Source organism: Sulfitobacter guttiformis (assembly GCF_003610455.1).
Classification (GTDB): Bacteria; Pseudomonadota; Alphaproteobacteria; order Rhodobacterales; family Rhodobacteraceae; genus Sulfitobacter; species Sulfitobacter guttiformis.
In genome coordinates this window covers 2,224,948-2,249,695 of record NZ_RAQK01000001.1, presented here as the reverse complement: position 1 = coordinate 2,249,695, position 24,748 = coordinate 2,224,948, and the positions used below count along the sequence as shown (strand labels likewise).

Here is a 24,748-nt window from a genome sequence, read left to right as displayed (position 1 = left end):
ACGCAAATCTTTGGGCGCTACACAGCCTCTCCCACATTTCGATAGTAGAGCAGTAACGCCCGTCAACTTTGATCGCCACAGCGATATTTACACCTTGTATCGTGATGGTGAAATCTATATTCACTATCACATAAGGAGAAGAATTATGGCTCTCACTGCAAAAGAACGAAAACAAAATCAGCTGGCTCGGGAACAGGAGGAACTGCGAAAGCAGCCTGACTCAACCTTTGAGTTCCTCGACACACCCTTTTATCAGGCCGTCGAAGACGGAATGAGCCTTAGCGATGTTGAGCTCATGTTCGATCTCATGGGACTAGAGCCGCCAGTCTTCGAAGACGACCGTGGACCTACAGCCTTTGCTTCCGATGTTTGTTTTCTAACAGATGAAGATCGCGACGAGGCATACCAAGGCTATGCTGGAAGCATTGGCCGTGCCGAGGTGATGGTCGACCATTTGATGGATGCGGCGATCGAGCTGGCTGGAGTGATCAAGCACTATAAAAAACACGCGCTCAAAAAGAAGCGCGCCGAGATTGAAGCGGCCGACTTGTCCGATCCTGACAAACGACGTGAAGCGCTGCACACCATCACCCGCATCGCCCGGATTGAAGAGGCCCTGGACAAGAATGTGCGGCGCACTTTACCGCAGTGGATGGTCAAAGGCATCTAAAACCAATGCCTTGACTGATCTGAACCTAGCCTAAAACACCAAATCACAATCCTTCTCTGCGCTGCATTGGCGCAGGGCAATCCGCAGGCTTGGCCTGACGGACCCCACTTTTGCGACACCTGGCAACCAGCCTCATAAAAAGGAAATAAACATGCTGGACGATTCAATTAAACATCCGCAGCAAACCTCCGCCCTTCCCTCCCCCTTCTTCAAACGCAGCGACGGCATTTATCTGGCCAAAATTCTCAAAGATAATGAAGAAATTGAGGTCTGGCTTTGCGCTGATATCTCGGTTGTCGGCGACGCCTGCGATGGCTCCGGAAAGAATTGGGGCCGCATTATCGACTTTTCCGACCGCAGTGGTGCCTCACACAGGCTTTTTCTTACACTGGCTGATCTCACTGGCGCACCGAACAAAGTTCTTGGCCGCTTGAGCGACCACGGCCTGCGCTTCAACCGCTGCAAAGCAGCACGCGAGGGAATCCTTGATCTACTCAACGAATGGCCAACAGAACAACGTTTTCTTGTCACCAACAAGCCTGGCTGGGCCTCTGCAGCCTGCGATGCCTTTATCATGGATGCATCACGGATCATCGGAAACCCGAGAGTTCACTTCATGGGCGACACCACAGACATCTCCACAGGCTCAGCATCATGCGGCAACGTTGATGCATGGAAGGCTGAAGTCGGACTGAAGTGTGTCGGGAATCCGGTATTGATTGCATCCGTGTCACTCGCATTCTGCGGCCCATTGCTCGACATGCTATGCATTGACAGTTTCGGGCTGCACCTGCGTGGTTCGTCCTCGTGCGGAAAATCAACTGCTCTGAACGTTGCCATATCCGTTTGGGGTGGCCCTGAGCGAATGAGCAGCTGGCGGACGACTGCAAACGCGCTCGAACCCACTGCTGCAAGCATGAACAGCACGCTTTTGGCGCTAGACGAGCTGGGTCAGGTATCCGGCAAGGATGCGTTTGACGCGGCTTACACCCTCGGAAACGGCCAAGGCAAACGACGGGCGAACGCAGCAGGACGTGGAACGCCACCATTGAGATGGCGTGTGCCGGTCCTTTCCTCTGGTGAAATCACTCTCGCAGAGAAAATCGCAGAGTCCGGTCAGAAGACGATGACTGGCCAAGAGGTGAGAATCATAGATGTTGCAGCCGATGCCGGTAAGTTTGGCGCTTTTGAAGAGATTCACAGTGCAATCTCGCCAGCTCAGTTCGCCGAACACCTAAAGGCAAGCGCTAAGAACACCTACGGCTTGGCAGGGCCCATTTTTGTCACAAAATACCTCGAAAAATCTGAGGGCTGGAAGTCAGGCCTGCATGACAAAGTCGACAGGATAGCCAAACTCTTTCTCAGCGAGCTCACAGAGCCAGCCGACGGGCCCATACAGCGCGTTGCAGCAAACTTTGCCCTAATTGCCACAGCCGGAGAACTCGCCTCTCTATGGGGCATTACAGGCTGGCCCAAAGGTGCAGCGATCGAAGCTGCTAGACAGTTGTTCAAGGCATGGGTTGATCGGCATCTTGCCGTGACCAATACGGCTGAACTTGTTTGGCTGCCAAAATTGGAAGTATTTCTTGGAGGCGCTATCGGCTCTGGTGTCTTTGCCGCAGATGCATCCGCCATGCAAAACGAGTTCGGCTTCTGGACTGACACATTTGTCTTCTTGAACGACCTCGCTTGGAGCAAAGCATTTGGTCCCACACATCAGACCGAGGCCGCAAAGGCGCTAGCTGAACTTGGCATATTGGGAAAAGACGGCAAGCACTTCAGGGCCAAGATACCGCGGACATTGGGCAACCGCGAACGCCTCTATCGGCTGCGCATGAGCCTGCTCGGGGCTGAGGTGAGGCTCCAGATGACCGCAACGGAAAGCTCGACGCACCACACGACCACATAAATCCGTGGGGCCGTGGGGTCATACACTAACTCGCTGGCCCCATGGCCCCACTCATTCACCACAATTATTCATTCACGTCGGCCCCGCTGCGCATCCCTAGCACCGGTCCAATAGACATGCGCACCCCACCCATACAGCCCACCAGGAGACCAACATGAACGCTATAATCGAAACACCTGAACGTTCTCGCATCAAACACTTCATTGGGCTGATACGTGTATCGACCAGAAGGCAAGCCGATGAGAACCTGAGCCTTGAGGTTCAGGAACAACGTATACGCTCATATGTTCAAAACACCCCGAAGGCGACGCTGAGCCTTCATGTTGAGACCCAAAGTGCATCAAAATCGTCGGCGCATCGTTCTGTTCTCCACGCTGCAGTGCAAGAGGCTCAGACAACAAAGGGCACGCTTGTTATTGTGCGCGTCGATCGTTTGTCTCGCAGCCTTGAAGTTCTGCCCTTGTTGAAAGGCGTCAAGATCTACTCGCTAGATCAGGGACGGGTAACGCTGGAGCGTCTGAAGGAACTGATCACTGAGGCCGCTAGAGAGTCAAAAGCTATCAGTGAAGGTGCTCGGATTTCCGCAGCCGAACGTCGGGCCAAGGGGCAAAAGCTGGGCAACCGTTCCACCCTACACATTGCTCAACACAATGGGTGCGCGCGCAACAGGGCTCGGGCAGATAGGAAAGTGAAACACTTGGCCGAAATCCTCCGGACCCATCCGAGGCTGCTTTCTCTCACCCACAAGGATCTAAGCCAGTCGCTGAATAGCATGGGTGTCTTGAACCAGATCAATGGTTCGGAGATGGTCCCCTGGACGAAGGGCTCGATCCGGGCACCGCGTTCTAAGGCCATGCGGATTCTGACGAGCACATAGATCCGCAAGGCGAGCGATAAGTCTAACCACTCCGGCGTTAGAGCACTCCGGGGTGGCCCCATGGCCCCACACGAACTGTTGCTCACAATCAAAAGCGATGAAACTCCGGTCAGTCACCAACTGCATCATTGAGCGTTCGTTTGGCAATCTAAAGGCGTCAAAAGGGCGCGTATAGGTCGCAATCATCGGCAATCCGGCGGCCTACAACAGCCAGCGCGCCTGACGCGAGCGCGTCGCGGACTGGGCTAGTCATGCCGTCCGCCCAACGCTCGGCGCGCAAAAGGACGTGCGTGAAGGCACGGATATCCGCAAAGCCTACCGACGACAGGGTCTGCGCCACGCGGGGCTGATGGATGTCAAAAGCACTCGGAGCAAGGTCGTTACAGACGAAGCCGCAAGCATACGCACCTGCGATAAACCGCTGGTATGCTGGGAGTATAAAGAACTCGCCGAGCTCGAGCAAATTTCCGGCGAGTTCGGTCTCTATACGATCCTCATCGATCAGTTCTTGAATCATGGAGGAAAAGCATAGAGCCTGACACCGGCGGACTGGATCAGTGGACGAAAATTGTTCATCGATTATGAGCATGCTGGATAGCCTGATAAAGGTTCGGGTGTAGACTGGCCATTGGCGCTCGGCATAAGATCAGTTTTGAGAGCTACAGAATCCTGATGTTTTTCCCGCGTTCCAATAGCGTAAAGTATATCAGGGCCTTACACGCGCAAGTGTCAACAAGCGTATCTAATCATCGATACCATCCGTGTTTGCTGGAAAGCGATACCGTGGCCCACTTACTCCATTATCATTAGCGCGGTGGACATCGGTCAAGCCGCGACAGCATCATTCAGCGTCCTGACGATCTTGATAATCTCCTGCGTCTGATCGCGATCAAACACTCCGGCGATGCCCATGTCATCGAGGTCGGTGTATGGGCTCTCATAGAAGACTTTTGGGTCTACAATGCCACTCTCGGTCAGGCTGTCGATGACTAAATCCAAGAACTCCGTCTGGTCTGCCGTCAGCTCATGCCGTGCAACGAAGGCGCTAAAGGCGCCCTTTGCAGCGCCGCGGTCCAATCCGGTCAGGGATCGCAGAAAGCGGCCCAAGCCGCCCTCCTCGGCTAGGCCATTCATCGAGATCTCGTCGGCGACGCCATTCTCGACCAGGAAGCGTTCCAGCTCAGACAGATCTTGCTTGGTCAGGGCCTCGCCTCGTTTCACTTTCATCAGGGTGATATGATCGCGCTGCTGCTCCAGGAAGCGGCGCACCTTCATCTTGAACTTCGCCTTGTCGACGCCGCTGCCGATGTCAGGCATCTCGAGAACCCCACCCGCTCCGATCTCATCAGCAAAATTGGTGATGATGTCCTTGCGTTCCTTCGGCTCGATCAACTCCGCAAGGTCTCTCAATCTGCGGCGCACAGCGTCAAGGATTTCTACCGTGATGTCTTCCCAGAACGTCTCGGTCTGTATCTCAAGGATCAGCTCAAGTTCTTTTGCAACCATAGGGACGTTTGAAAGCGTTTCCAGATTTGACGCAAACTGAACGATCCGCTTTTGCAGCCCCGTGAAACCTGCTGCCATCTTGAGCAGCTGTAACTGGGCATTGAAAATCAAAAGATCAAATTGCTTCGCTGGCAGTGAGCCGTCATCAAAGGCTGTGGGCAGACCCGCAACGTCGTCGGTGAGTGCGAGTCGCGCATCGAGATCAAGGTCTGCCCATTCATCCGGATTTTGGAACCGCTCCACATTGCGCCGCTTGGCGCGCACGATGAAGTTCTCCATCGGAATGGCGCTCACTTCGTCAAACAGCCGCTTCTTGGTGTCGGCGATCAGGCCCTCGTGAGATGTTTCTGCTCCGGACAGTGCATCGATGAGCTCAACCCGCGTCACAAAGAGCCGTTGGCCAATCGGAAGGGCGCCGGAATTGTCCGACACATCCGGGTTCTCCTTGAAGAACTCCAGGTTCTGGCAGAAGTCGAAGATGACAAACTCTGATTTGTCCTCACCCGGCCCAAACAGATCGGGCGACAGGCGAGTGCCGCGACCCACCATTTGCCAGAACTTCGTCTTGGATCTGACGATCTTGAAGAAAACCAGATTGACCACTTCAGGCACATCGATGCCCGTATCCAGCATATCGACCGATACGGCGATTTGCGGCGATTTCTCCGGTTCGGAAAAGTCATCGATCAGGGATTGCGCGTAGGTGACGCTGTAGTCGATCAACTGGGCGAACTGGCCTTTGTAGTGTGGGTAGTTGATGTTGAATCGTTCAACGATGAACCGCGCATGCTTGCTGCTTTTCGCAAAGATGATCGTCTTGCCCAAGCGATCGCCACCAGCCACCTTGATCCCGTTCCGCATTAGATGCTCGAGCACCTTGTCGACCGTGTCGATGTTGAACAGCCACTTGTTCAGCTCGGCGCTTTCCACCCGGTCCGGGACGCTGCCGTCCTCGTCCCACTCGATCGCATCCCACTCTTCTTTCTCGTCGTCGGTGAGCTGATCGTAATCGATGCCCTCGCGTTGAAATTTAAGCGGGACCGAGATCGTCTTGGGCGGCACCAGGTAGCCGTCGTCAACCGCGTCATCCAAATCATAGGAGTCCGTTGGCACCCCTTTTTCTAGATCGAACAGGGAATAGGTGTCCTTGTCGATTTCGTCGCGGGGCGTCGCTGTCAGCCCGACCAGCAGGCAGTCGAAATACTCGAAGATTGCGCGGTATTTACGATAAACAGAACGGTGCGCCTCATCGATCACGATCATGTCGAAATGGCCTGGCCCGAACCGCTTTTCGCCGCCGTTCATCTGCTCGATCAAGCCCATCATGGTTGGATAGGTCGACAGACACACACGGGCACCGGAGTGGTCGTTTTTCTTCGGATCGTGACGCTCGATCAGGTTAGCACTAGGCGTGGCACCCAGATGGGCCTTGAACGCCCCATGCGCTTGTTTGACCAGTGCGATGCGGTCCGCGAGAAACAGCACGCGTTTGACGCGGTTGGCGCGCATCAACTGATCGACCAAGGCGATCACCGTGCGCGTCTTGCCGCTGCCCGTCGCCATGACCAGCAAGGCCTTGCGCTGCGCATGCTTCTCGAAGGCCTCGCCCACACGGCGGATCGCACGCTGTTGATAGAAACGTCCCGCGATATCCTCGTCCAGTGGCACATCACGCAGCTTTTTCAAATTGCCACGGCGCTGGTGTAGCAGTTGCAGCTCGTCCTTCTTGAGAAAGCCTGAGATGCGCCGCGCGGGATACATCACGTCGTCCCAGACCCAATGTTCATAGCCGTTGGTGGTGAACATGACCGGGCGTCGCCCATACCGCGCCTCAAGGCAATCGGCATAGAGCTTGGCTTGCTGCTGACCGGTGCGACTGTCCTTGCGGCTGCGCTTGGCCTCGACCAGGGCCAGCGGTTTGCCATCGTCACCCCACAGCACATAGTCGACAAAGCCTTGACCGGTGCTGTTGGGCATTCCCTCCACAGGAAATTCGCGGTCGCGGTCCTGATCGAGCGGCCAACCCGCCTCGGTCAGCAACTGGTCGATGAAGCTGTCGCGTGTGGCAGCTTCTGAATAGTCGTGATCGTCTGGGATCTTCTGGTTGGCTTTGCGAATGGCCGCGATCTCTGCGCGGGCGGCGTCTCGTTCGACCTCGACCGTCCTGTGCGCCTCTTCGGATGTTTTGAGTGCTGCCTCGGCTGCATCTGCACGCTGTCGCTCTGCCTTGATCTCGCTTTCGACCTTTTGGATTTGCGCCACGGTGCTGGCGCTGATGGTCAGCGACTTTTCCAGCTTCGTCAGATCAAACGAAAGCGCAGGATCGGGCCGCGCTGTGCGGGCGTAGGTGCGCGCGATCCAGTAGCATAGATGGAACAGCTCCCGCACGGTGGCTGCGGCGTCCTGGGCGGATGGTGGGCGTCGGTCGTCGTGGGCTGCACGATTGCCGTGGTTCTTGATGAACTCTGCCTTTTTGACGATTGCGGGGCCCGTGAGGGCGGTGAACGTAGGCTCGGCGATCAGGGCCGCCAATTCGCGGCCATAGGGTTGGCGCAGGGCTGGCTCATTCCGGTAGAGCCATTTCATCGCTGTCTCTACTGTAAGGCGCGCCCAGAAACAGGCGGCACGCGGGTCCGACAGGGCCAGCTTCTCCGCCTTTTGGGCGGAGGCGGCGATATCCGCGAAATCAGCTTCGAGGAAAGCGAATTGGGTCAAGCGGCATCCTCCGAGCCCAACTGTAAATCAAGGGCCTGGCGAACCAATCCCAGAACATATGGAAGGTCTGCAAGATCGCTCAGCTTGACCTCTGTTCGACCATTTCCCCAACGCCCAAGATCAGAGACATCTCTGGCCATTTCACGCGAATCGGTTAGTTCATCTACGCCTATCTTCAGTGATACCAATAGCGATTTAGCTTGCGGAATGACGTCTACGAAATTTGTTTCAGCTTTATATGCGACATAGAGCTTCAAGAAATGTTCGGTCACACATGGATCGAGTGCTTTGACCTCTCTGCGGAAATCAGCAAACAAGCCACTAATCTCACCACTTACCAGATGAGGATGGTCATCAATCGAGTATTCAGATGCAATAGAAGCAGGCTTTCGATAGCCCGACAATATTGCTTCAGGCAATGCGGGCATGCACCAGACCTCCGCTGCCCGCTTGGCCATCTTTGCGGCCCTTGCCTTGATGGCGCTCTCATCCCACGCCTCTACCTGAGCGAGACCTTGACTGACGCGCAGCGGACTATCTTTAAATCCACCTTCCATATCGCGTTTGTGCTCAAAGCTTTTGTCGCTGTATTCAGAGTTGTAGGCGGTCAATGTGAGGTTACCGAGCGTGTGCAGCCACTTTGCCTGAATTTCCGCCCAATTCTCTCCAAGCGCATCGCGCCATGTCTGCGGCATATTCTCATTCTGCGGCATGATGTGTTCGATTGTGTAATCATCCACATGAACACGTTCTTTGCGCCCGAAGTTCTCGAACTTCCGGAGCCAGTAGCCACGGCTTCTGAAGTTATAGAGGTCACGATCCTGTATTCTTGCGATGAACTCGTCATTCACAGGGAAACGGCGATAGGATTTGAGGATCAAGAACTGCGCCTTCACACTTTCGAGATATGCGTCCTTATTGATGGACCGTCCGAACGTCGCGAATGTCTTGTTCATGGAGTTGGTCGGCACGGCGCATATAGCGCGTCGGAATACATAGGCTTCGACCAATCGGATGATCTCGACGAATTCGATGGCAGACAATTTCTCGGCCTTAAAATCCCCGTAGACTTCGAGCAGGAACGGATAAGCTACATCTACCTTCAGCTCACGAAGGTCATTGAACCCCAAGGAAAGGTGGGGGTCTTTTTCCTGCCCCAGAACCATCGCGCCGAAATAGCGCGAATATTCCCATACCTCGCGCACCAAATCTTCAATGTTGCGGCCTGTCGCGAGCTGTTCCTGCGCATATGCTTTGTAGGCCTCGTAAACGTCATCCAAACGCGGGATCGATCCTGTGACCACCGTTAGATAGTGACGCATGAAGCCGTCAAAGTGGGACGCGTAAGCGGACTGGCCAAAGCCTTCCTCCATGCGCCGCCAATATTGCTCATAGAGACGGGTCTGAAGTTCAGGCTCCAACCCCATCAGCACAAAGTTGCGGATCAGGTCTGCCTGTGACAGCTTGCGACCTGTCGAGTTCATGCTTTCAAAAATCAGCTGGGGGTTGTCGTGGTCGCGGCTCAGGGCAACATCGACGATCATCAGCTTGGACAGACCTGTGCAGATATCGGTGACAGCATCTTTGTCCTGATCCAGCCAGCGGGCGAACAAATCGAAATTCTCGGAAATGCGCTTGGATTTTGGCTCTGGCAACTCGTCGCCGCGCACGAGGGCGTTGAGCGTTGTCCGGTCGGTCTTTGACAACAACAGCTTGAACTGCCGCTCCCCCGTCTCGTCGGGATCGATGAGATAGCGGTTGCGGATCTTTTTGGCGGAAAAGCCGTCGACAGGCTCATCTTCTCCCACCTTACGCGCAAGGGCGGCCAGCAGGAGCGTGGCGGAGGTCAGGCGTTGCTGGCCGTCGATAACCAACAGCGGCGCACCAGCCGAGGCGTTGGACAGGCTTTCCTCGACATAGACGACCGAGCCAAGGAAATGCACGGGAATATGATCCGTGTTGCCCGCCCTGCGCACGTCATTCCACAGCTGGCGACATTCCTTTTCGGTCCACGAATAGGTGCGCTGGTAAATCGGGATTACGAATTGCGTGGCGCTGTTGATGAACTTCAAAAGATGGGCATGGGTGGCTTTCATGGCGGCACTCTACGAACAAGGGGTGGCCAAGGCCTGATGAAGTTAAACAGGAGTGGCAAATTGGGTCATGGGGAAAGTCCTGTCATGGACAGACGTTAGGGCGGAATTGATGTCCGCTCAACCGTAGAGTGTGAGGCGGTTACAGTTCCCCGCGAAAGGCGCCGTGTTGGAGGGAGGCGAAGAGGGTTTCAGTCTTTCGCAATTCATGGACTTGTATTGTGTTGACCTGTTCAACGGCAGCCATGCGTCGGCAATACTCCCGTTGCTGGTCAATCGGAGGAAGCTCGATTTGAACCTCTCGAAGTTTCGCTTTGGAGATATTAGGCATTGATCCAGCAGATCCGCCCGAAAGCTTTTGAATGCTGCGGCGCTTCGTGGGGAAAGACAAAAGTGCCTGAAAATAGACTGGATCGATGGAATTGCTGTCACCTACCCGAAACCGAAAGATCAGGTCGGGTAGCAGTAGACGGCTATGATCTGCGTCCACCAACACCGTGGCCGCGACCAGATCTTTGGTGTTCTTTCGGGTAAAAAGGATATCACCCTTTCTGACAGCGTGCTGCGCCTTTGGCGTTTCATGGTCAGGCAATGCTTTGTTTTCTGATGCACTGAACCTTCCGCTGGTGACTGCTGATAGTTTTAAAATGCCCCACTCGTCACTGTCCGCAGGTCGGTCAAGACACTTTGGGCTCCAACCACTGTCAATTTGGGGCACCAACTCATGAAATCGGACCTGCTGGAAGCCAATAACATTGGAAACAGGATCCCCAAACATCTCATGAAAAATCGCTTGGCCGAGGGTGTTGAGTTTGCCGAGGGCGCGCGTGCGCAGGCGGCGGAGCGCGTCCGCCTGATCCAGTATCCCCGCAATCCGCTTTTGCTCCTCTAGTGGTGGGACATTGATCTTTAGTTCCCTTAGATCGCTCAGCGCAACATTGCTGACCAAAGCATGTCTGCCCATTTTTGCAATACGTGCCATTGCCTCCTCTAATGCGTAAAAGAGCCATCGAGTATCCGTATTCACTCGTGGAGTGACTTTGACTATTCTTTGATTAAGTAGAGCATCAGGTCCTGACCAGACGACCGTTCTAAAGCTTCCTGACAAGGTGAGTAAAAGATCTCCTGTTGAAATGACAAAGCGATCCGCAAATGAGTCCGGCCAATATTTAAAAGCTGTCGATGCATCGGAGCCAACATTTTGTATGCGAATAATCGGCATCCCGGTTGGCTCGTCTGAAAACTGCTTGGCTTTCCAAGCAAACCCCGACAAAAAATCAGCAACATCGCCAAGTTCTCTAACTTCGGAGATGCTCATCACAACATCCCCTCCAGCTTCTCCAGCCCCTCGGCGATCTCTGCCTCCAGCGCGCGCAGCTCTGCGATGATGTCGGCGGGGGCGGCATGGGTGACGTCGGCGTGCTCGATTTCTTTGTAGCGGTTGAGCGAGAGGTCCCATGATCCGGTCGCGATGATCTCTGCCGCGGGGACGGTAAAGCTTTGCGCGGTGCGGGGGCGTGCGCCCTCCTGCGCCAGCGCACCCCAACGGGCCAGAATATCGGGGAGGTTGTTTTTGGCGTGCTCCTCCGCACTCAGCGTGGCGGCAGGTGTCGCACCAATGCGGTCCTCGTCGAGCAGGGCCGTGCGTTTGTCATCAAGGGAGTAGCCATCGGCGGTCATGTCGTAGAACCACACATCGCCCGTGCCACCCACGCCCGTCTTGGTAAACAAGACAATCGCGCAGGACACGCCCGCATAGGGGCGGAACACGCCCGAGGGCAGTTTGATTATCGCGTCGAGCTTGTGATCCTCCACCAGCATCTTGCGGATGTCTTTGTGCGCCCTGGACGACCCGAAGAGCACGCCATCAGGGACGACCACCGCCGCACGCCCGCCCGTGCGCAGCAGCCGCAGGAAGAGGCCCATAAACAGCAGCTCGGTCTTTTTGGTCTTCACGATCTTGAGCAGATCCTTGGCCGTGGTGTCATAGTCCAGCGATCCGGCAAAGGGGGGATTGGCGAGGATCAGGGAATAGGCGCCCGCGTCCGCGCCATGCTCCTCTGCCAGGCTGTCGCGGTAGGAGATGTCGGGGTTCTCGATCCCGTGCAGCGTCATGTTCATCGCCCCGATGCGCAGCATAGTGCTGTCGAAGTCAAAACCGTGGAACATGTGATTGTGGAAGTGGTCGCGCTGCTCCGCATTGCGCAACATCTGCGGGTGGTTCTGGCGCAGGTATTCCCCCGCCTGCACCAAAAAGCCCGAAGTGCCGGCGGCGGGGTCGCAAATGGTATCCGTCGGCGTGGGCGCCATGATGTGCACCATTAACTGGATGATGTGGCGCGGCGTGCGGAACTGGCCGTTGGCCCCTGCGCTCGCGATCTTGCCCAGCATGTATTCATAGACGTCGCCCTTGGTATCGCGGTCGTCCATCGCGATATCGTCGAGCATTTGGACCACCTTGGCCAGCAGGTTGGGGTTGGAGAAGCCCAGCCGCGCATCCTTCATGTGCGTGCCGTAGGAAGAGCCCTCCTCCCCCAGCTGGCGCAGGAAAGGGAAGACGTGTTCATCCACGATGCGCATCATCTCGCGCGCCTCGAAGTGTTTGAACTGCGACCAGCGCATGTTGCTGTAGGCCTCACCCTTGTCGTCTTTGCCTTCTGGGAAAATCCGCCGCTCCATCGGGGTGCCAAGGTCTTCGGCCTTCCGCTCCGCCAGCGTGTGCAGATCGTCGAGCCGCTTGATGAACATCAGGAAGGTGAGTTGTTCGATCACCGAGAGCGGATTGGAGACGCCACCCGACCAGAAAGCGTTCCAGATTTGATCAACTTGGGAGCGGATGGTGCCTGTGAGCATGGTGACCTCATTGTTTTGGAGGACCATAGGGAGCAGGAAAGCGGGCTACAATGTAAGAGTTACATCAAAGATCTTGGGAATATTACTAACATTCTAAAACTACTGTAAAAATGCCTGAACCCCTGGTTGCAACGATCACAAAAATCCATAGTGTGGGCAGAGTGCATGGAAGCCGCAACGAGTTGAGTATTAGGTGACACTGATCATGAAATTCAGAAAGCCCGCTGTCGCAAAAACTCTGTCTTAACTAGGCTTTTCTACTGCATGTCTGTTGTCCTGAACACCATTCGAGCTTTCCCACGCGGCCGCACAGTTGAGGAACTGTATGCGCTTCTGGGCAGATCTTTCGACGCTCAAGGTAGGCTAACAGTTCTCTCGGAGCTCGAGGCTCTTTGCGCAACTGGATCAATTCGTCGGCTTTCAAATGGAAAATGGATACCTGCCACGCCACCTGTGCTGTCACTTGATCAGGCATTAACGAGCAGTCCCGCTTCCATAGACTTGGAGGGAGAAACACTGGTCGCTGCTCCCTTTTCGCAGCAGACAGCAGAATATGCTGATCCTGCATTTGATGAAGATTTAGCGACGGATACTACCCGACTCGATCCCCAAGCTCTGCTGCGATATTGGAGATCGGCGCTTCGGTCAGACCCGCGTGGGGCCACAACACAGACGCCAGATCGACACGGTGACAATTGGCAACTGATTGCTGGCAAAGGGCCGTTTGTTCCCGCCGATGGTCAGAAGACTGTGATGAAGATCGACAGTGAAGCGCTTGCCCCGAATTTCCGGGCAGCTTTATTGAGGCGTGAAGCAAATGAGAACACTCTGGCCATCGGTTGGCCAATCGCCATCGGGCGCAAATCAGGTGTTCCTGCGATCTGGCCCGTAGGGTTGATTACGGCAGATTGGCGAAGAGTAGATGGATATCTCGAAATCGAAGTCTCGACGAATGATGTGCTGATCAATCCTGAATGGCTACGTGGCACTGCGCGAAATACAGGCTGGAAAGCCAACGAGCTTGCCGATGTCTTTGCAAAGACTGACGGTGTTGGATTGGAAACAGATGAGTTTCTGGCGCGCTTAAGAGATTCATCAGCAAAGCAAATACGTGGAAAGATAACTTGTGATTGGTTGGCGGGCGAATTGAACACTGCCAATGAGGGCATTTTTGATGCGGCAGCACTTTTCCTGCCTAATGATAGCAGCTTCACGGCCGGAGCAATCAGAGACTTAGACGAAATTGCTGCTTGGCCTGAGGCGAGGCTATCGAGCACTGCGCTTGCACCTTTACTGGGGATAAATCCTGCTGCCAGCGAAGGCTCGACACCGACAATCAACGTGGGGCCACTCAACGCAGAGCAAATTGGCGCGGTTCAACAAGCATGTCAAAAACCTCTCACAGTCGTGACCGGTCCGCCGGGCACCGGGAAGTCTCAGGCAATTGTATCGATGGCTGCGTCTGTTCTGGCGGCAGGTGGCTCTGTCGTAGTGGCTTCAAAGAACCATCAGGCTCTGGACGCGGTGCAGGAACGTTTGGATAGCATAGCAGCAGAAGCGCCATTTATCGTGCGGACTCTGGACCCACAAAAAGACGTAGATCGGTCATTTTCTACTGTGCTCAATGAACTGGTATCAGGAGGACAAGGACAGCGGCGCGCGGTTGATCAATTACTCGTCGATAAGCTTCAGCAAATGTCTCAAGATCGTGATCTCGGCATGGCAAGTTCAGCCCTTCGCGCACAATTTGAATGTGAGCTAGCAGAGCTTCTTGACCGCATGGACGCCCGTAAAAAGTATACGACCTCCCATACAGAAAAACCGCCATCAGTGGAGAAGCCACTTAACACATGGTCGCGATTTTTGGATTGGTTATTCAGTTTATTCCGAAAGACTCAAACGGATGAAACTCCGAAAAATGTCAAAGTTTGGTCTATTGCAGAGATCGAACATGAAATCTTCCGTCTTCGCTTTGAGAGGGATGAAATTGAGACCGATACTGATCTCGTAGAGCTTACCAACGAAATCGCAGAACTTGCGAATCGGCTGCTCCCCCTAATCCTTAGCAATCGCACATCTATTTCGGCTGAGAGTTGGGAGCTCTTGGACAATGCAAAATCCGAAATGGATTTTTCAGGCTCAAAAACCAGAGTGCCACCGGATGCCTCGAACGAAATTGTCGAGCTTCGTCCACTTTGGCTCGTTTCTGTTCTAGGCGCCCCAAAGCGTTTGCCTTTGATTGATGGCTTATTCGACCTAGTGATTTTTGATGAAGCCAGCCAGTGTGATATCGCATCTGCGCTTCCTTTATTCGCCAGAGCACGCAGAGCAGTTGTCGTGGGTGATAATCGACAACTGAGTTTCATTCCCGGGTTGAGTCAGGCGCAGGACCGCAACTTGATGCAAGCGCAAAATCTTCCAGCGGCGTCCATGAGCCGCTATGCACAAAGCCGCAATTCGCTCTTTGATTTTGCCCAAAGGGCACAGGGTGCCGAACGCATCATGTTGCGCCAACAGTATCGCTCTTTTGGCACAATTGTCGAATATATCAGTGGGGAGTTTTACGGTGGAGCGCTAAAAACAGCCTATAATCCTGAAAGCATCAAGCCGCCAAAGGGACAAAAACCGGGATTGGCTTGGGATCATGTTGCCGCCCCACTCGCGCAGAGTGGCAATAATGTGAACAAAGCCGAAGTTGCAGCTATCGTGAAACATCTCGAAAATTTGTTGCTTAAAGACGGATACGAGGGAACAGTCGGAGTGACTTCGCCCTTCCGCGGTCAGGTGCATGCGATTGAACAGGCCGTGCGCGCCAAAGTCCCTGACCATAAGCTTGAGGCCGCTGAGTTCAGAGTCGCAACCATTGATGGCTTCCAAGGCCAAGAGCGCGATGTGATCCTGTTTTCTCCAACACTGGGACCCTCTAGTCCGATGTCTGCTGTGGGTTTCCTTCAAAAAGACTTTAGACGTCTCAATGTTGCGATTTCCCGTGCTCGCGCTGTTGCGCACGTCTTTGGTGATCTTGAGTATGCGCGCAGCGGCAAAGTGCGCAGTTTAGCGGCCCTTGCATCGGCAGCTACCGAGCCTCGCAAACGTGTCGGTGAAGGCGTGTTTGATAGCGATTGGGAGCGCAGGGTTTTCTATGCGCTCCAGAAACGCGGACTTACTCCACAACCTCAATATGAAATCGTAGGTCGCCGACTCGACTTTGCACTTTTCGGTGCGAACGGGGTTAAGCTCGACCTTGAGGTAGACGGAAGATTTTTCCATGAAAATACTGATGGTCAGAGAAAGCAATCAGACCATTGGCGAGACCATCAACTGAAATCACTAGGCTGGAAAGTCCGCCGCTTCTGGGTGGACGAACTTGCCAAGGATATGGAGGCATGCCTTGACATCGTCGAACGAGACCTCGCGTAAATCGCGCATTCATACCAAAATCGTTACAGTGCTTGCTGTCATATCTGTGGGCGGGCTCACCTATTTGGGTTTTCATGTCAACGGGTTGAACCAGCGATTTGGTGAGATTGCGGGTAACATCGACTATCTCACTGTCGAGAATGACCGCTTGAGGAAAAGCCGCGATGATCTACTCACCGAAATGACCAACCTGCAAGGCGCGCTGAGCGAACGGCAAGACGAAATCGCACGCAGCCGCGAGGAACGCGATGCAGCTGCTTTGGAGCGTGATGCAACCCTTTCGCGTCGCGATGCACTGGACGCGGAGATCGGCAGGCTCGATGAAAGGCTTGCGACTGCTGAAGAGACACTGGAGGAAGCTGCGCAGGTTGCGATGCAAACGCGGCAGCTGAACGATGCCAAGCGCACCGTCGCAACCGAGATAAGCAACCTCACCACCCAGCGCGATACGCTCACTCGTGGCGTCGCCGACCTCTCCGCAGACCGAGACATACTTGAAAATCAGGTGCAAGCGCTCAGAACAGAGCGATCAAGCCTTGATCCTGCCGTTGATGCCAAGCGCGCCGAGCTTAAGGCTGCGACAGAAGAATTTGCGCGCGTTAGCGCAACGCTCGCCAGACTGGAGGTGAGGGCGGCTGATCTGGCGGACATAGAGAGCCGTATTTCGACAACCGAGCAAAGCGCCGTGGCAGCTGAAACTGAGGTGAATGCGCGCCGGTCCGAGCTGTCAGAGCTAAATGCTTCGGTAGAGAGCCTGCGGGCTCAACAAACAAGCATCACTGAGGCCCTTGCAGACTTCAGGCAGCAGCGCGCACGCGTAGATGCGGAGCTAGGGACCACCGAGGCCAGTTTGAGTGATTTGAATGCGCAGGCCGACGGCGCGCAGGCGCGTCTTGCTGGACTGGATAGCCAGCTAAACGCGCAGACCTCGGCCCTAGCAGAGGAACGGCAAGCAATGGCGGCAGCCACAGCAAATCGCGATACGCTGGCGGCTGAGGCAGAACGGCTGGCAGCAGAGGTCGCGGCCCAGACCGCTCGCTTGGCGGCGATCGGAGACGCCGAACAGCGGCTCGTTGAGCTTGAAGCACAGAAATTAGCTTTGGACGAAGAGGTGACCACCCGCACGCAGAACGTGCAGATGGCACGCAATGAGCTGTCGTCACTCCGGGCCGACGCGGAAGATGCACAGCGTCAGGTAACAACATCACAGGCGGAGGCGGCTGTCCTGGAACAACAAAGGACACGCAGCGCTTCCGAGCTGGCCACCTTGCAAAACGAATTTCTGACTCTGGAGGCTCAAATGAGAGCTCTCGACCCTGAGGTTTTGTCACTCAGAGAGGAGCTTGCAGGCTTGCGAGCCAACATATCCGTGGCAGCCGGTGCGGTAAGCATAGCGCGCAATGAACAGAGAGCCGCCGAAACTGAACTCAACAAAGTCACAGCGCTTCTCGCGGAGCAGCAAGCAAAGCTCGATTCACAGACTGACCTGACTGTGCCGCCTGATGGCCCACCCGATGTGCCCGACGCACCAACTACGCCCGAATAAGGAAATTAGATATGTTCAGTGCAAGCATTTTTGTTTTTGGCGGGCTTTGTATCGCACTCGTCGTTTTGACATTCATAACGTTGTTTCTTGCGACACAGCACGACAAGTTGGTTGCCCTGGCGGGGCCGCTTGAAGAAGAGAAAGCAATAGACGCGCGCATTGCTGAAAAACGGGTGGTCATTATTGACCTCGAGGAAGAACTCGAAAAACGGCGCAAAGCGATGGCAATCGTTGCCGATATCGGGGCTGAAGTTGACGCCTTGACCCGACAGCGCGACGATCTTTTGACAGAGTGGAACCAACTGGAATCCAGAAAGTCTGAAGTAGCCGAAATACGACTGGAAACAGAATCTGCGATGACAGAACAACTTGAATTAGATGGAGAGCTTGCAAGCGCAAAAGCAACCCTAGAGGAAGTCCGCGACAAGCTTGCCCACGCCGACAAAATTGTTCACCGGATCGAGGATCTTTCGAAGGAGCAAGAAACCCTCGAGAGGCGGGTTGGGGACCTTCGTGATAATCTCCGTGATTTGGAAGATGCTGAGAGCCGCGTGAGCCAGTTGGCAGATCGCGCTCAAAAGATGGAAACCGAACTCTCAGGGATTGAGGGCCAGCTTGTGGCAAAGAACGCGGAATTGACCGAAGTCGAGGACCGCCTGGCTGCAACACGGAGCACTTACGGTGATTTGCGCAGTGAATTTGATAGTCTTTCCGCGGAACTGGCTGCCGCGCGACAGCGAAAAGACGACTTGGTGCAAGAGCAATCGATTGCTACTGACCGCATTACGGGTCTGGAAGTGCGCAAAGCTACCCTCGACCGCGAAATCGAAAAGGCCCGCGGACTTGCGTCAGGTCAAACGGGGGAAAAACACGAAGATCCGTTGCACGAACTGAAGAAGCCACCGCAAGTAATAGAAAGACTGGTTTCTTGGGACGTCAGCGAACAATTTGTCGAATCCGAAGCGCTACTTACTGTAAAAAAGCGGTTCAATAGTTTTGGCCTCGATTACCCCGATAGAATTTTACGCGCCTTCCATACCGCGATGAAAGTAAACGACACGACCCAGATGGCGGTCCTTGCGGGCATCTCAGGCACAGGGAAAAGTCAGCTGCCCCGCCAGTATGCGGCCGGCATGGGCATCGGCTTTCTTCAGGTGCCCGTTCAGCCCAGATGGGACAGCCCTCAGGATTTGATGGGTTTTTACAACTACATCGAGGGCCGTTTCCGTCCTACAGACATGGCCCGGGCGCTCTACGCTCTAGATGAGCAGAACAACAATGATGCCGTCCAAGACAGAATGCTTATGGTTCTGCTCGACGAGATGAACCTCGCACGGGTTGAATACTATTTTTCGGACTTCCTAAGCCGCCTTGAAAGCCGCCCTGCCCGTGGCAAGGAGGCCGAGAAGAATCTGCGCAAGGATGCTGAGATCGAGCTTGAGATACCAAATAGCCCCGTTCGTGTATTCCCGGGCTACAACCTTCTATTTGCGGGAACCATGAACGAAGACGAAAGCACTCAGTCTTTGTCTGACAAGGTTGTCGACCGCGCCAATGTTATGCGCTTCGGTGCACCAAAGAAGCTGGTGCGCGTGACTGCACAAGGCAAAGCACAAGCTGAGAAAGCGCTAAGCCGGTCAACTTGGGATAGATGGTGCCAACGCCCACTTCAGACTGCAGACCGATCTCGTGGAGAAGCTCAGGTCGATGCGATGCTGGCACTTATGCAGAGCTTTGGAAAACCCTTTGGCCATCGGTTGGGCCGATCGATCATCTCTTATGTTGCTGCATACCCCGAGCTTGAAGGCGGCGGTGAGCGGATTAGCACAGCGCTCGCAGATCAAATCGAAATGCGGCTTTTGCCGAAATTGCGGGGGGTTGATGTCGAGGACAAGAGCCAGCAGTTCGATCAGCTTCGCAAGCTCGCTTCTGATTATGGGGACGAGCCACTTGCCGATGCTATAAAGGAGTCAGTGGATGCCGCAGAGGCCACCGGGCAATTCGTCTGGAAGGGCGTTATGCGATAATGCTTCGATTACCACGCCCATGGTCCAATAAAGGCTTGGATCCGTCCGAACCATTCGGACCACAACACAGTCTTTTGTCCGAAGCAGGGCCTAGTGATGAGGTGGGAGAACATGTTGTCCTGATGAAAAACGAGGTGCGAGGAGAGCCAAGGCAACTTCTCCTACACCCCTATCCTAAGCGCGGCACAGCAAAGTCACCCGATCGGGTTGGATTCCCCCCACGCCCGCGGAAAGGCAAGGAGGAAGACGCCAACGAAGAGGCTCTTGATGCGCTAACGCGGATGAACGAAGTAACAGCTCGTATTCAGGAATTGGGCGAAGCGCTGATAGATCCAACAAACCTGTGGTCAAACTTGGCCAACGCTTGGGACCGCGCTGAAAGGGAAGAAGATCCAAGAATGGCGGAGATCGTCCGGCAAGCTGGTGAACTGATCCCCGTTCTCAAGGCATTCAGAGAGCGTATTCGTCGTGTCTTGAGGCGCCATAGAGAACTGACGTCACTAGACCGCGTTCAAGAAATGGACCAGGGATCTATGCGCTGGCTTTCACGTCAACCAGGGCGCACGATTGCTGAACGCGCGGGGGCTAATCAACGTATCCTTGCTGTCGTGAGGCATGAAGACTTCGATACCCTCGAGAACCGTGTGGCGCACTCATACTTGCACTTAGCTGGAGATGTAGGGCGAGAATGGCTACGCGAGCATCCTCGTGCGCAAAGCAGCAAGCGATTCCAATCGGTGGCCTCGTTCGTCAAACTCTGCAAAACTATTGCAACGGATCTGGCGGACATGGGTATTGCTCGGGCAACCACTGACATAACGCCAAATTATGTTCTCATGGAGAACCAAACCTATCGTCTGATCCGCGAAGCATGGGAAGCACTTCTAAAACGCGAAAAGGCACTTGATGAACTCTGGGCTTGGCAGGCGCAGACTTGGACAGACTTTTCTGTGTTGGCAATCGTTCTGGCCCTGCACGATCTTCCTGACGCCGAGCTGATCGCACAAGCACCAATCAGCTTTCGTGAGGAGGCTGTAAATGGCGTCTGGTTTGATCAAGAACGTCCTATTGCAGTATTCTGGCTCAAAAATATTGGTCGTGTCGTCGAAGTGATGGCCCGCCCCGAAAAGCCAGGGACCTTATTAACTCTGTCACGGGCGCACGTAGCCTTACGAATATCAAGTCCGTTTGATGATAGCGCTTTTGCACATCGTGTAGCGGTCTGGACGCCGCATGCCTTGTCGAGGCTCCCCACTCAGGAATCTGCAACAAATGCGGTTTCGAGACTCGCGGAGTTGCGGCGCGTTCCGGGGCAGACTGAACTCATTCGACATGGTCTTGTCCTGATGCCAGGCCATCACGAACCGGATGCTGCAAGCGCTGAAAAAGATGGCGCATTCGCGGAAGCCATTGCCTTTGACGCAGTTGGAAGTTCTCTGGCGCATGGACGCGAAGCCATCCGCGGCTTCCTTCATCGCGATATATGGGGGGCTACATGACATCAAAGAAACTCTGCGGCTACGACCTAAACGGTTGGAAAGACCGCGCCGCGCGAAATTGGACCATTGAAGCAGACGGCTATGAACGTGTTGACGGGATACACACCACCGGTAGCGTGTTGTCCCCATGCATTGTGAGGATCGGAGATGAGACCTCGCAACGCTGGATCGGGGGTAGCCAAGCCTCGCTTGCGCCTCATGGGCGGGGCAACGGTTGGGGAATTGTAGGAAGCCCAGAGCGCCGAAAATCCGTCACATCAGTCTTTGGGGATAATTCAGCTCCTGCGGAACAATTGGCGGCATCAATTTCAGGTCTGGCACATGGGGCTAAGTTTTGTTCACTTTCCATAGATGATGACCCTAGAACTTCTGAACGCTTTCAAGAGCGCTTGATCGAAGCAATGACCAAGGGAAAAACGGGCCGCTGCCTTCTCGTCTGGCGTTCAGTTTTAGCCGTTCTCGGGTGTCTGGTGGACGATAAAATGTCGTTTGATCCAGAAGACAATCTTATGATCGGAATCATAGGGCATGTGTCAGACGGATTTACTGTTCAACGCCTAAGGTTGAGATTGGAGGCCGGGGGCAAAGACCCTATTTTTGCTCCAGAGCGAAGCAAAGCTGCAAAACATCTGGCCTCATCGCTGGGTTACAGCGGCCTCTTGGAGCGCAGCAAAACGCTCTTTCAGGAGAGCAATCCTAATGTTTCTGGAAACTGGATTAATCAAATAATAGCGGTGCACAAATTAGCTCTGGAAGGTGAAGCTGAACCGGAGCTCATTCAAAACGACAGGGGCCGGTTTGTCATAATTTCTCCCCCGGAGACTGCACTATCGCAAGGCGCGGAATTCCCGGCAGAGACGCTTGAGCACTTGGTAGGGTGCGATATTCTTCTGTTTGAAACCCTCGCAACAGGTCACGTAAGGGAGCGTCTATCTGCTGCGCTGCAAAAGAAGAGCGCGCTAAAGGTTACTACACTGAATGACGACATCGTAGCCAAAGGTGCCTTGGAAGCAGCGCGTCGATTTGCGGATGGTGATCCTGTATATTTTGATTTTCTTCCGCAAATCTCGACAATTGTGCTCGGCCAATCAGGTGCGACCAGCTATGATCTGATCAGCAGTTCCGAAACCCTTCCTGCCGGCCGGGTCTACCGCTCACCGGCGCCCGCCTCTTTTGCAATCCAAGCGAATCAAACTGAGTTTTTGCTTCATCTTAGAAAAGATTTGGAAGAATGGCCTAGAAGAGCGCGTGTAGATTTATCATCGAAGACATCGGCACCAGTGCCCGTTCAATTGAGCGTCGAGCAAGTTCCTGCCGCGGGGCGTGCGCGTTTCATTGTTGATGCGCCGATGTTATCCAGACAGTTTATAGTCGACTGGGATGCCGCGGAGGAAATCCATACACCGTGGAACGAATTGGTAGATGAGCTTGGCACTTCGCCAGCAACAATTCCGGATAGACTGGTGCTGCCATGTAGCATGGATGCATGGGAGGATAACAATCGTGAAGCAGGGCTTCTCAGCCTTCTGCAGGACAATATCAACGCAGAGGACGTTGATTGGACTGCGCTTGCACGGAAGCTCGCTTCAAGGCCGAATAGGCATTATTGCATTTCGAGCGATGGTGATTTGCCTAATGGCGTGCCACCAGAAGCCAAAGAGCAATTGGAGAACCTTACACTCAAGGCGCTCCAGCACATTCGAAAGCGCATCGCTAGTGAACTTACTGCCGACAATGAATCGCTTAAATTTTTGACTTGGCAATTCAGGCGCTCTCCTGCTGAGTTACCTAAAATCTTGCTCAAAGCATGGGATGCGCGCAATCCACTTTTCAAACATCCGTTCATCACCCATCCGATGAATTGGGTGCTTGTCTACCAAGGCTTTGGCCGAACGTGCCGAACCGAAAAGGAAGAAAAGTTGGCTTTGTCACGCATCTTTCTTAGAAATGTGAAGCAGTGGAAATACAAAGAGGAAACCGCCGCTGCCGCTTTCTTGTTGTCGCGTTCAGATACCGCCCCCCTTCTTCTTGACCGTCGGGATGTCGAGCGTCTTGTCGATCGTGTGCTGATAGAATTCAAAGGCGAGATTGGATCAGACTATACTCGCTTTAACTACGCACCGTTTTTACTTGGCGGACTATTAAGGTGGCGGTTAAAGGTTCAGAATGCACTTGTTGTGGATCAAGATCCGCTTGCCGATAGCCTCCGTGATGCAATCGTGCAGACACGTAAAGACTTCAAACGGACACGCAATCGTAACGAGCGCTTTGTGCGCGCGGCTAAGCGCTATGATCCACTACTTGTTCAGTTGCTTGAGGAACTAGAAGGGCAAGGCAGTAATCCTAACCTATTGGTTGATCTGTTCGATGTGTGAGACTTGCGAATGATACTTGTGTCATGAGCCAGACATTTGCCTATTTAATGGCCTTGGCAGCGGCCTGATGAACTCGACCATATATCCGCTATCATTAATGAGCCTGAAGTCATTGGGGCCATGGGACCGGAATGTCTTATCCGCCTTTTGCTGAATGAACCGGGTGATACCCCCAGCGCTTCCTTGGTGTCAGCAATCAATCGCATACGGTTGCGGTCATCCAGCAGAGTGTCAATGTCGCCAGTCGCGGCCATAGCCTCTTCAAATCGGACACCCGCCAATGCCTCGTAGGCATAAAGGGCGTTTGTGCCGACGACGCGGGCACCGTAGTTCCGGCCGTGGATCCGCATCTCACGTAGAACCCTAGCTGCAGTCTCTGGTATCCGTGTGTGACGCAAGCCGCAGGATCGCAGACTGTGTGTTAAGTTGATCTGCAAGGCGCGCCTGCCGCCGCTCCAGCTGTTGATTGTTATCGCTAAAAGCCTTCAGTGTCGCTTCGGTCTCAGATGATCGCGGCCCCAATGACTTGCCTGATTTGCCGATCCGACGATAGAGATAGTTTTTGCCGCTGCGCGCCTCCCAGTTCATACTACCGAGATAGCTATGCTTACGCTAGTCTTCACTATCTATCCACGCCTCCCGGGCTTGGGTCTGATTGACTCGCTCCCGGATAATACGCTCGTCTAAATTACTGAAACTGTTCACTTTGTTGTCCAAATAGTGATTAGATGAATCTCAACAACAAATCTGTTTTTTCAATGCACTATAGGAAGTTAAATCTCTAATAGGTGAGAATAGCATTGTTTGAAAATCAGCCACACGATCTAACTTCAGGGCTTGCAAAGTTGATCAGAGGCCCTTCAGACGATCCTAGACGTGATCACATTGTGTTACAAAGACACGTCCAGAATAACGCTACAAATACTCATTTAACCTGCTGTTTTGTATACCTATAGCGGGAGTTCAATCCTCCCCAACAGCACCATATATCTTCTGACAGATTTGCACATATTTTCCGGCAAATTGCGCGGTATGTATAGGGACGCTGAATTCTGCCACTGCCAGAAACGCTGTCCAGCGCCAGGATTGAATGCCAACGTTTATAATGCGCATTTCCTTCGTTGATGTAGCCAAATCATTATTATCGGTCTGCTGACAGAATTTCCTTTGGTCATCACATGAACAGATTAATGCAAAGGCTCTCTGACTTGCCGGTGTGCGACAGGCCGAGAGCAACGGGTGCAATCCTCGCCATGCT

General features: G+C 54.0%; 14 protein-coding genes. 8 read left to right on the top strand and 6 right to left on the bottom strand.

What is annotated here, in order from left to right; translation table 11 throughout:
- Positions 1–145 precede the first annotated feature (145 nt).
- The 3 genes from C8N30_RS10940 (at position 146) to C8N30_RS10930 (ending at position 3,456) form a co-directional block, all read left to right on the top strand.
- Positions 146–670 (top strand): hypothetical protein, encoded by a 525-nt coding sequence (locus tag C8N30_RS10940; RefSeq protein ID WP_025061016.1) that lies wholly within the window; start codon positions 146–148, stop codon positions 668–670.
- A 151-nt stretch (positions 671–821) separates the two neighbouring features.
- Positions 822–2,579, top strand: coding sequence for a DUF927 domain-containing protein (locus tag C8N30_RS10935; protein WP_025061015.1), 1,758 nt, complete (start codon positions 822–824; stop codon positions 2,577–2,579).
- A gap of 154 nt (positions 2,580–2,733) precedes the next feature.
- The gene (locus C8N30_RS10930; protein ID WP_025061014.1) at positions 2,734–3,456 is read left to right on the top strand and encodes a recombinase family protein; all 723 of its coding nucleotides are present in this window, start codon (positions 2,734–2,736) and stop codon (positions 3,454–3,456) included.
- Between the two features lie 157 nt (positions 3,457–3,613).
- Here C8N30_RS10930 and C8N30_RS10925 read toward each other — a convergent pair whose 3' ends face one another.
- The 5 genes from C8N30_RS10925 to C8N30_RS10905 form a co-directional block, all read right to left on the bottom strand.
- Positions 3,614–3,973 (bottom strand): hypothetical protein, encoded by a 360-nt coding sequence (locus tag C8N30_RS10925; RefSeq protein WP_025061013.1) that lies wholly within the window; start codon positions 3,971–3,973, stop codon positions 3,614–3,616.
- 308 nt (positions 3,974–4,281) lie between these two features.
- Entirely contained in the window at positions 4,282–7,677 is a 3,396-nt protein-coding gene (locus tag C8N30_RS10920) for a DEAD/DEAH box helicase family protein (protein ID WP_025061012.1), read from the bottom strand.
- A complete protein-coding gene (locus C8N30_RS10915) occupies positions 7,674–9,773 on the bottom strand; it encodes a DUF262 and DUF1524 domain-containing protein (protein ID WP_025061011.1) in 2,100 nt (699 codons plus the stop codon). The genes C8N30_RS10920 and C8N30_RS10915 overlap by 4 nt, the downstream gene beginning before the upstream one ends.
- 139 nt (positions 9,774–9,912) lie before the next feature.
- Entirely contained in the window at positions 9,913–11,088 is a 1,176-nt protein-coding gene (locus C8N30_RS10910; RefSeq protein ID WP_025061010.1) for a restriction endonuclease subunit S, read from the bottom strand.
- On the bottom strand, positions 11,088–12,623 hold the full coding sequence (locus C8N30_RS10905; RefSeq protein ID WP_025061009.1) for a type I restriction-modification system subunit M: 1,536 nt from the start codon (positions 12,621–12,623) through the stop codon (positions 11,088–11,090). The genes C8N30_RS10910 and C8N30_RS10905 overlap by 1 nt, the downstream gene beginning before the upstream one ends.
- Before the next feature lie 453 nt (positions 12,624–13,076).
- Here C8N30_RS10905 and C8N30_RS10900 point away from each other — a divergent pair, with 453 nt between their 5' ends.
- The 5 genes from C8N30_RS10900 (at position 13,077) to C8N30_RS10880 (ending at position 23,490) form a co-directional block, all read left to right on the top strand.
- Positions 13,077–16,043 carry an AAA domain-containing protein gene (locus C8N30_RS10900; RefSeq protein ID WP_198021463.1) on the top strand — a complete coding sequence of 989 codons (2,967 nt, stop codon included), beginning with the start codon at positions 13,077–13,079 and terminating at the stop codon, positions 16,041–16,043.
- On the top strand, positions 16,015–17,589 hold the full coding sequence (locus C8N30_RS10895) for a hypothetical protein (protein WP_025061007.1): 1,575 nt from the start codon (positions 16,015–16,017) through the stop codon (positions 17,587–17,589). The genes C8N30_RS10900 and C8N30_RS10895 overlap by 29 nt, the downstream gene beginning before the upstream one ends.
- 11 nt (positions 17,590–17,600) lie before the next feature.
- Entirely contained in the window at positions 17,601–19,616 is a 2,016-nt protein-coding gene (locus tag C8N30_RS10890; protein ID WP_025061006.1) for a hypothetical protein, read from the top strand.
- Positions 19,617–19,738: 122 nt separating this feature from the next.
- Positions 19,739–21,115, top strand: a complete 1,377-nt coding sequence (locus C8N30_RS10885) for a hypothetical protein (RefSeq protein WP_198021462.1) — start codon at positions 19,739–19,741, stop codon at positions 21,113–21,115.
- The gene (locus C8N30_RS10880; RefSeq protein ID WP_025061004.1) at positions 21,112–23,490 is read left to right on the top strand and encodes a hypothetical protein; all 2,379 of its coding nucleotides are present in this window, start codon (positions 21,112–21,114) and stop codon (positions 23,488–23,490) included. The genes C8N30_RS10885 and C8N30_RS10880 overlap by 4 nt, the downstream gene beginning before the upstream one ends.
- A 44-nt stretch (positions 23,491–23,534) precedes the next feature.
- Here C8N30_RS10880 and C8N30_RS19945 read toward each other — a convergent pair whose 3' ends face one another.
- Positions 23,535–23,888, bottom strand: a complete 354-nt coding sequence (locus C8N30_RS19945; protein ID WP_409373594.1) for a GSU2403 family nucleotidyltransferase fold protein — start codon at positions 23,886–23,888, stop codon at positions 23,535–23,537.
- Positions 23,889–24,748: the final 860 nt, after the last annotated feature.

Coding starts and splice junctions, on each gene's coding strand:
- C8N30_RS10940 (WP_025061016.1), top strand. CDS start 146: ATGGCTCTCACTGCAAAAGAACGAAAACAAAATCAGCTGGCTCGGGAA.
- C8N30_RS10935 (WP_025061015.1), top strand. CDS start 822: ATGCTGGACGATTCAATTAAACATCCGCAGCAAACCTCCGCCCTTCCC.
- C8N30_RS10930 (WP_025061014.1), top strand. CDS start 2,734: ATGAACGCTATAATCGAAACACCTGAACGTTCTCGCATCAAACACTTC.
- C8N30_RS10925 (WP_025061013.1), bottom strand. CDS start 3,973: ATGATTCAAGAACTGATCGATGAGGATCGTATAGAGACCGAACTCGCC.
- C8N30_RS10915 (WP_025061011.1), bottom strand. CDS start 9,773: ATGAAAGCCACCCATGCCCATCTTTTGAAGTTCATCAACAGCGCCACG.
- C8N30_RS10910 (WP_025061010.1), bottom strand. CDS start 11,088: ATGAGCATCTCCGAAGTTAGAGAACTTGGCGATGTTGCTGATTTTTTG.
- C8N30_RS10905 (WP_025061009.1), bottom strand. CDS start 12,623: ATGCTCACAGGCACCATCCGCTCCCAAGTTGATCAAATCTGGAACGCT.
- C8N30_RS10890 (WP_025061006.1), top strand. CDS start 17,601: ATGTTCAGTGCAAGCATTTTTGTTTTTGGCGGGCTTTGTATCGCACTC.
- C8N30_RS10885 (WP_198021462.1), top strand. CDS start 19,739: ATGAAAAACGAGGTGCGAGGAGAGCCAAGGCAACTTCTCCTACACCCC.
- C8N30_RS10880 (WP_025061004.1), top strand. CDS start 21,112: ATGACATCAAAGAAACTCTGCGGCTACGACCTAAACGGTTGGAAAGAC.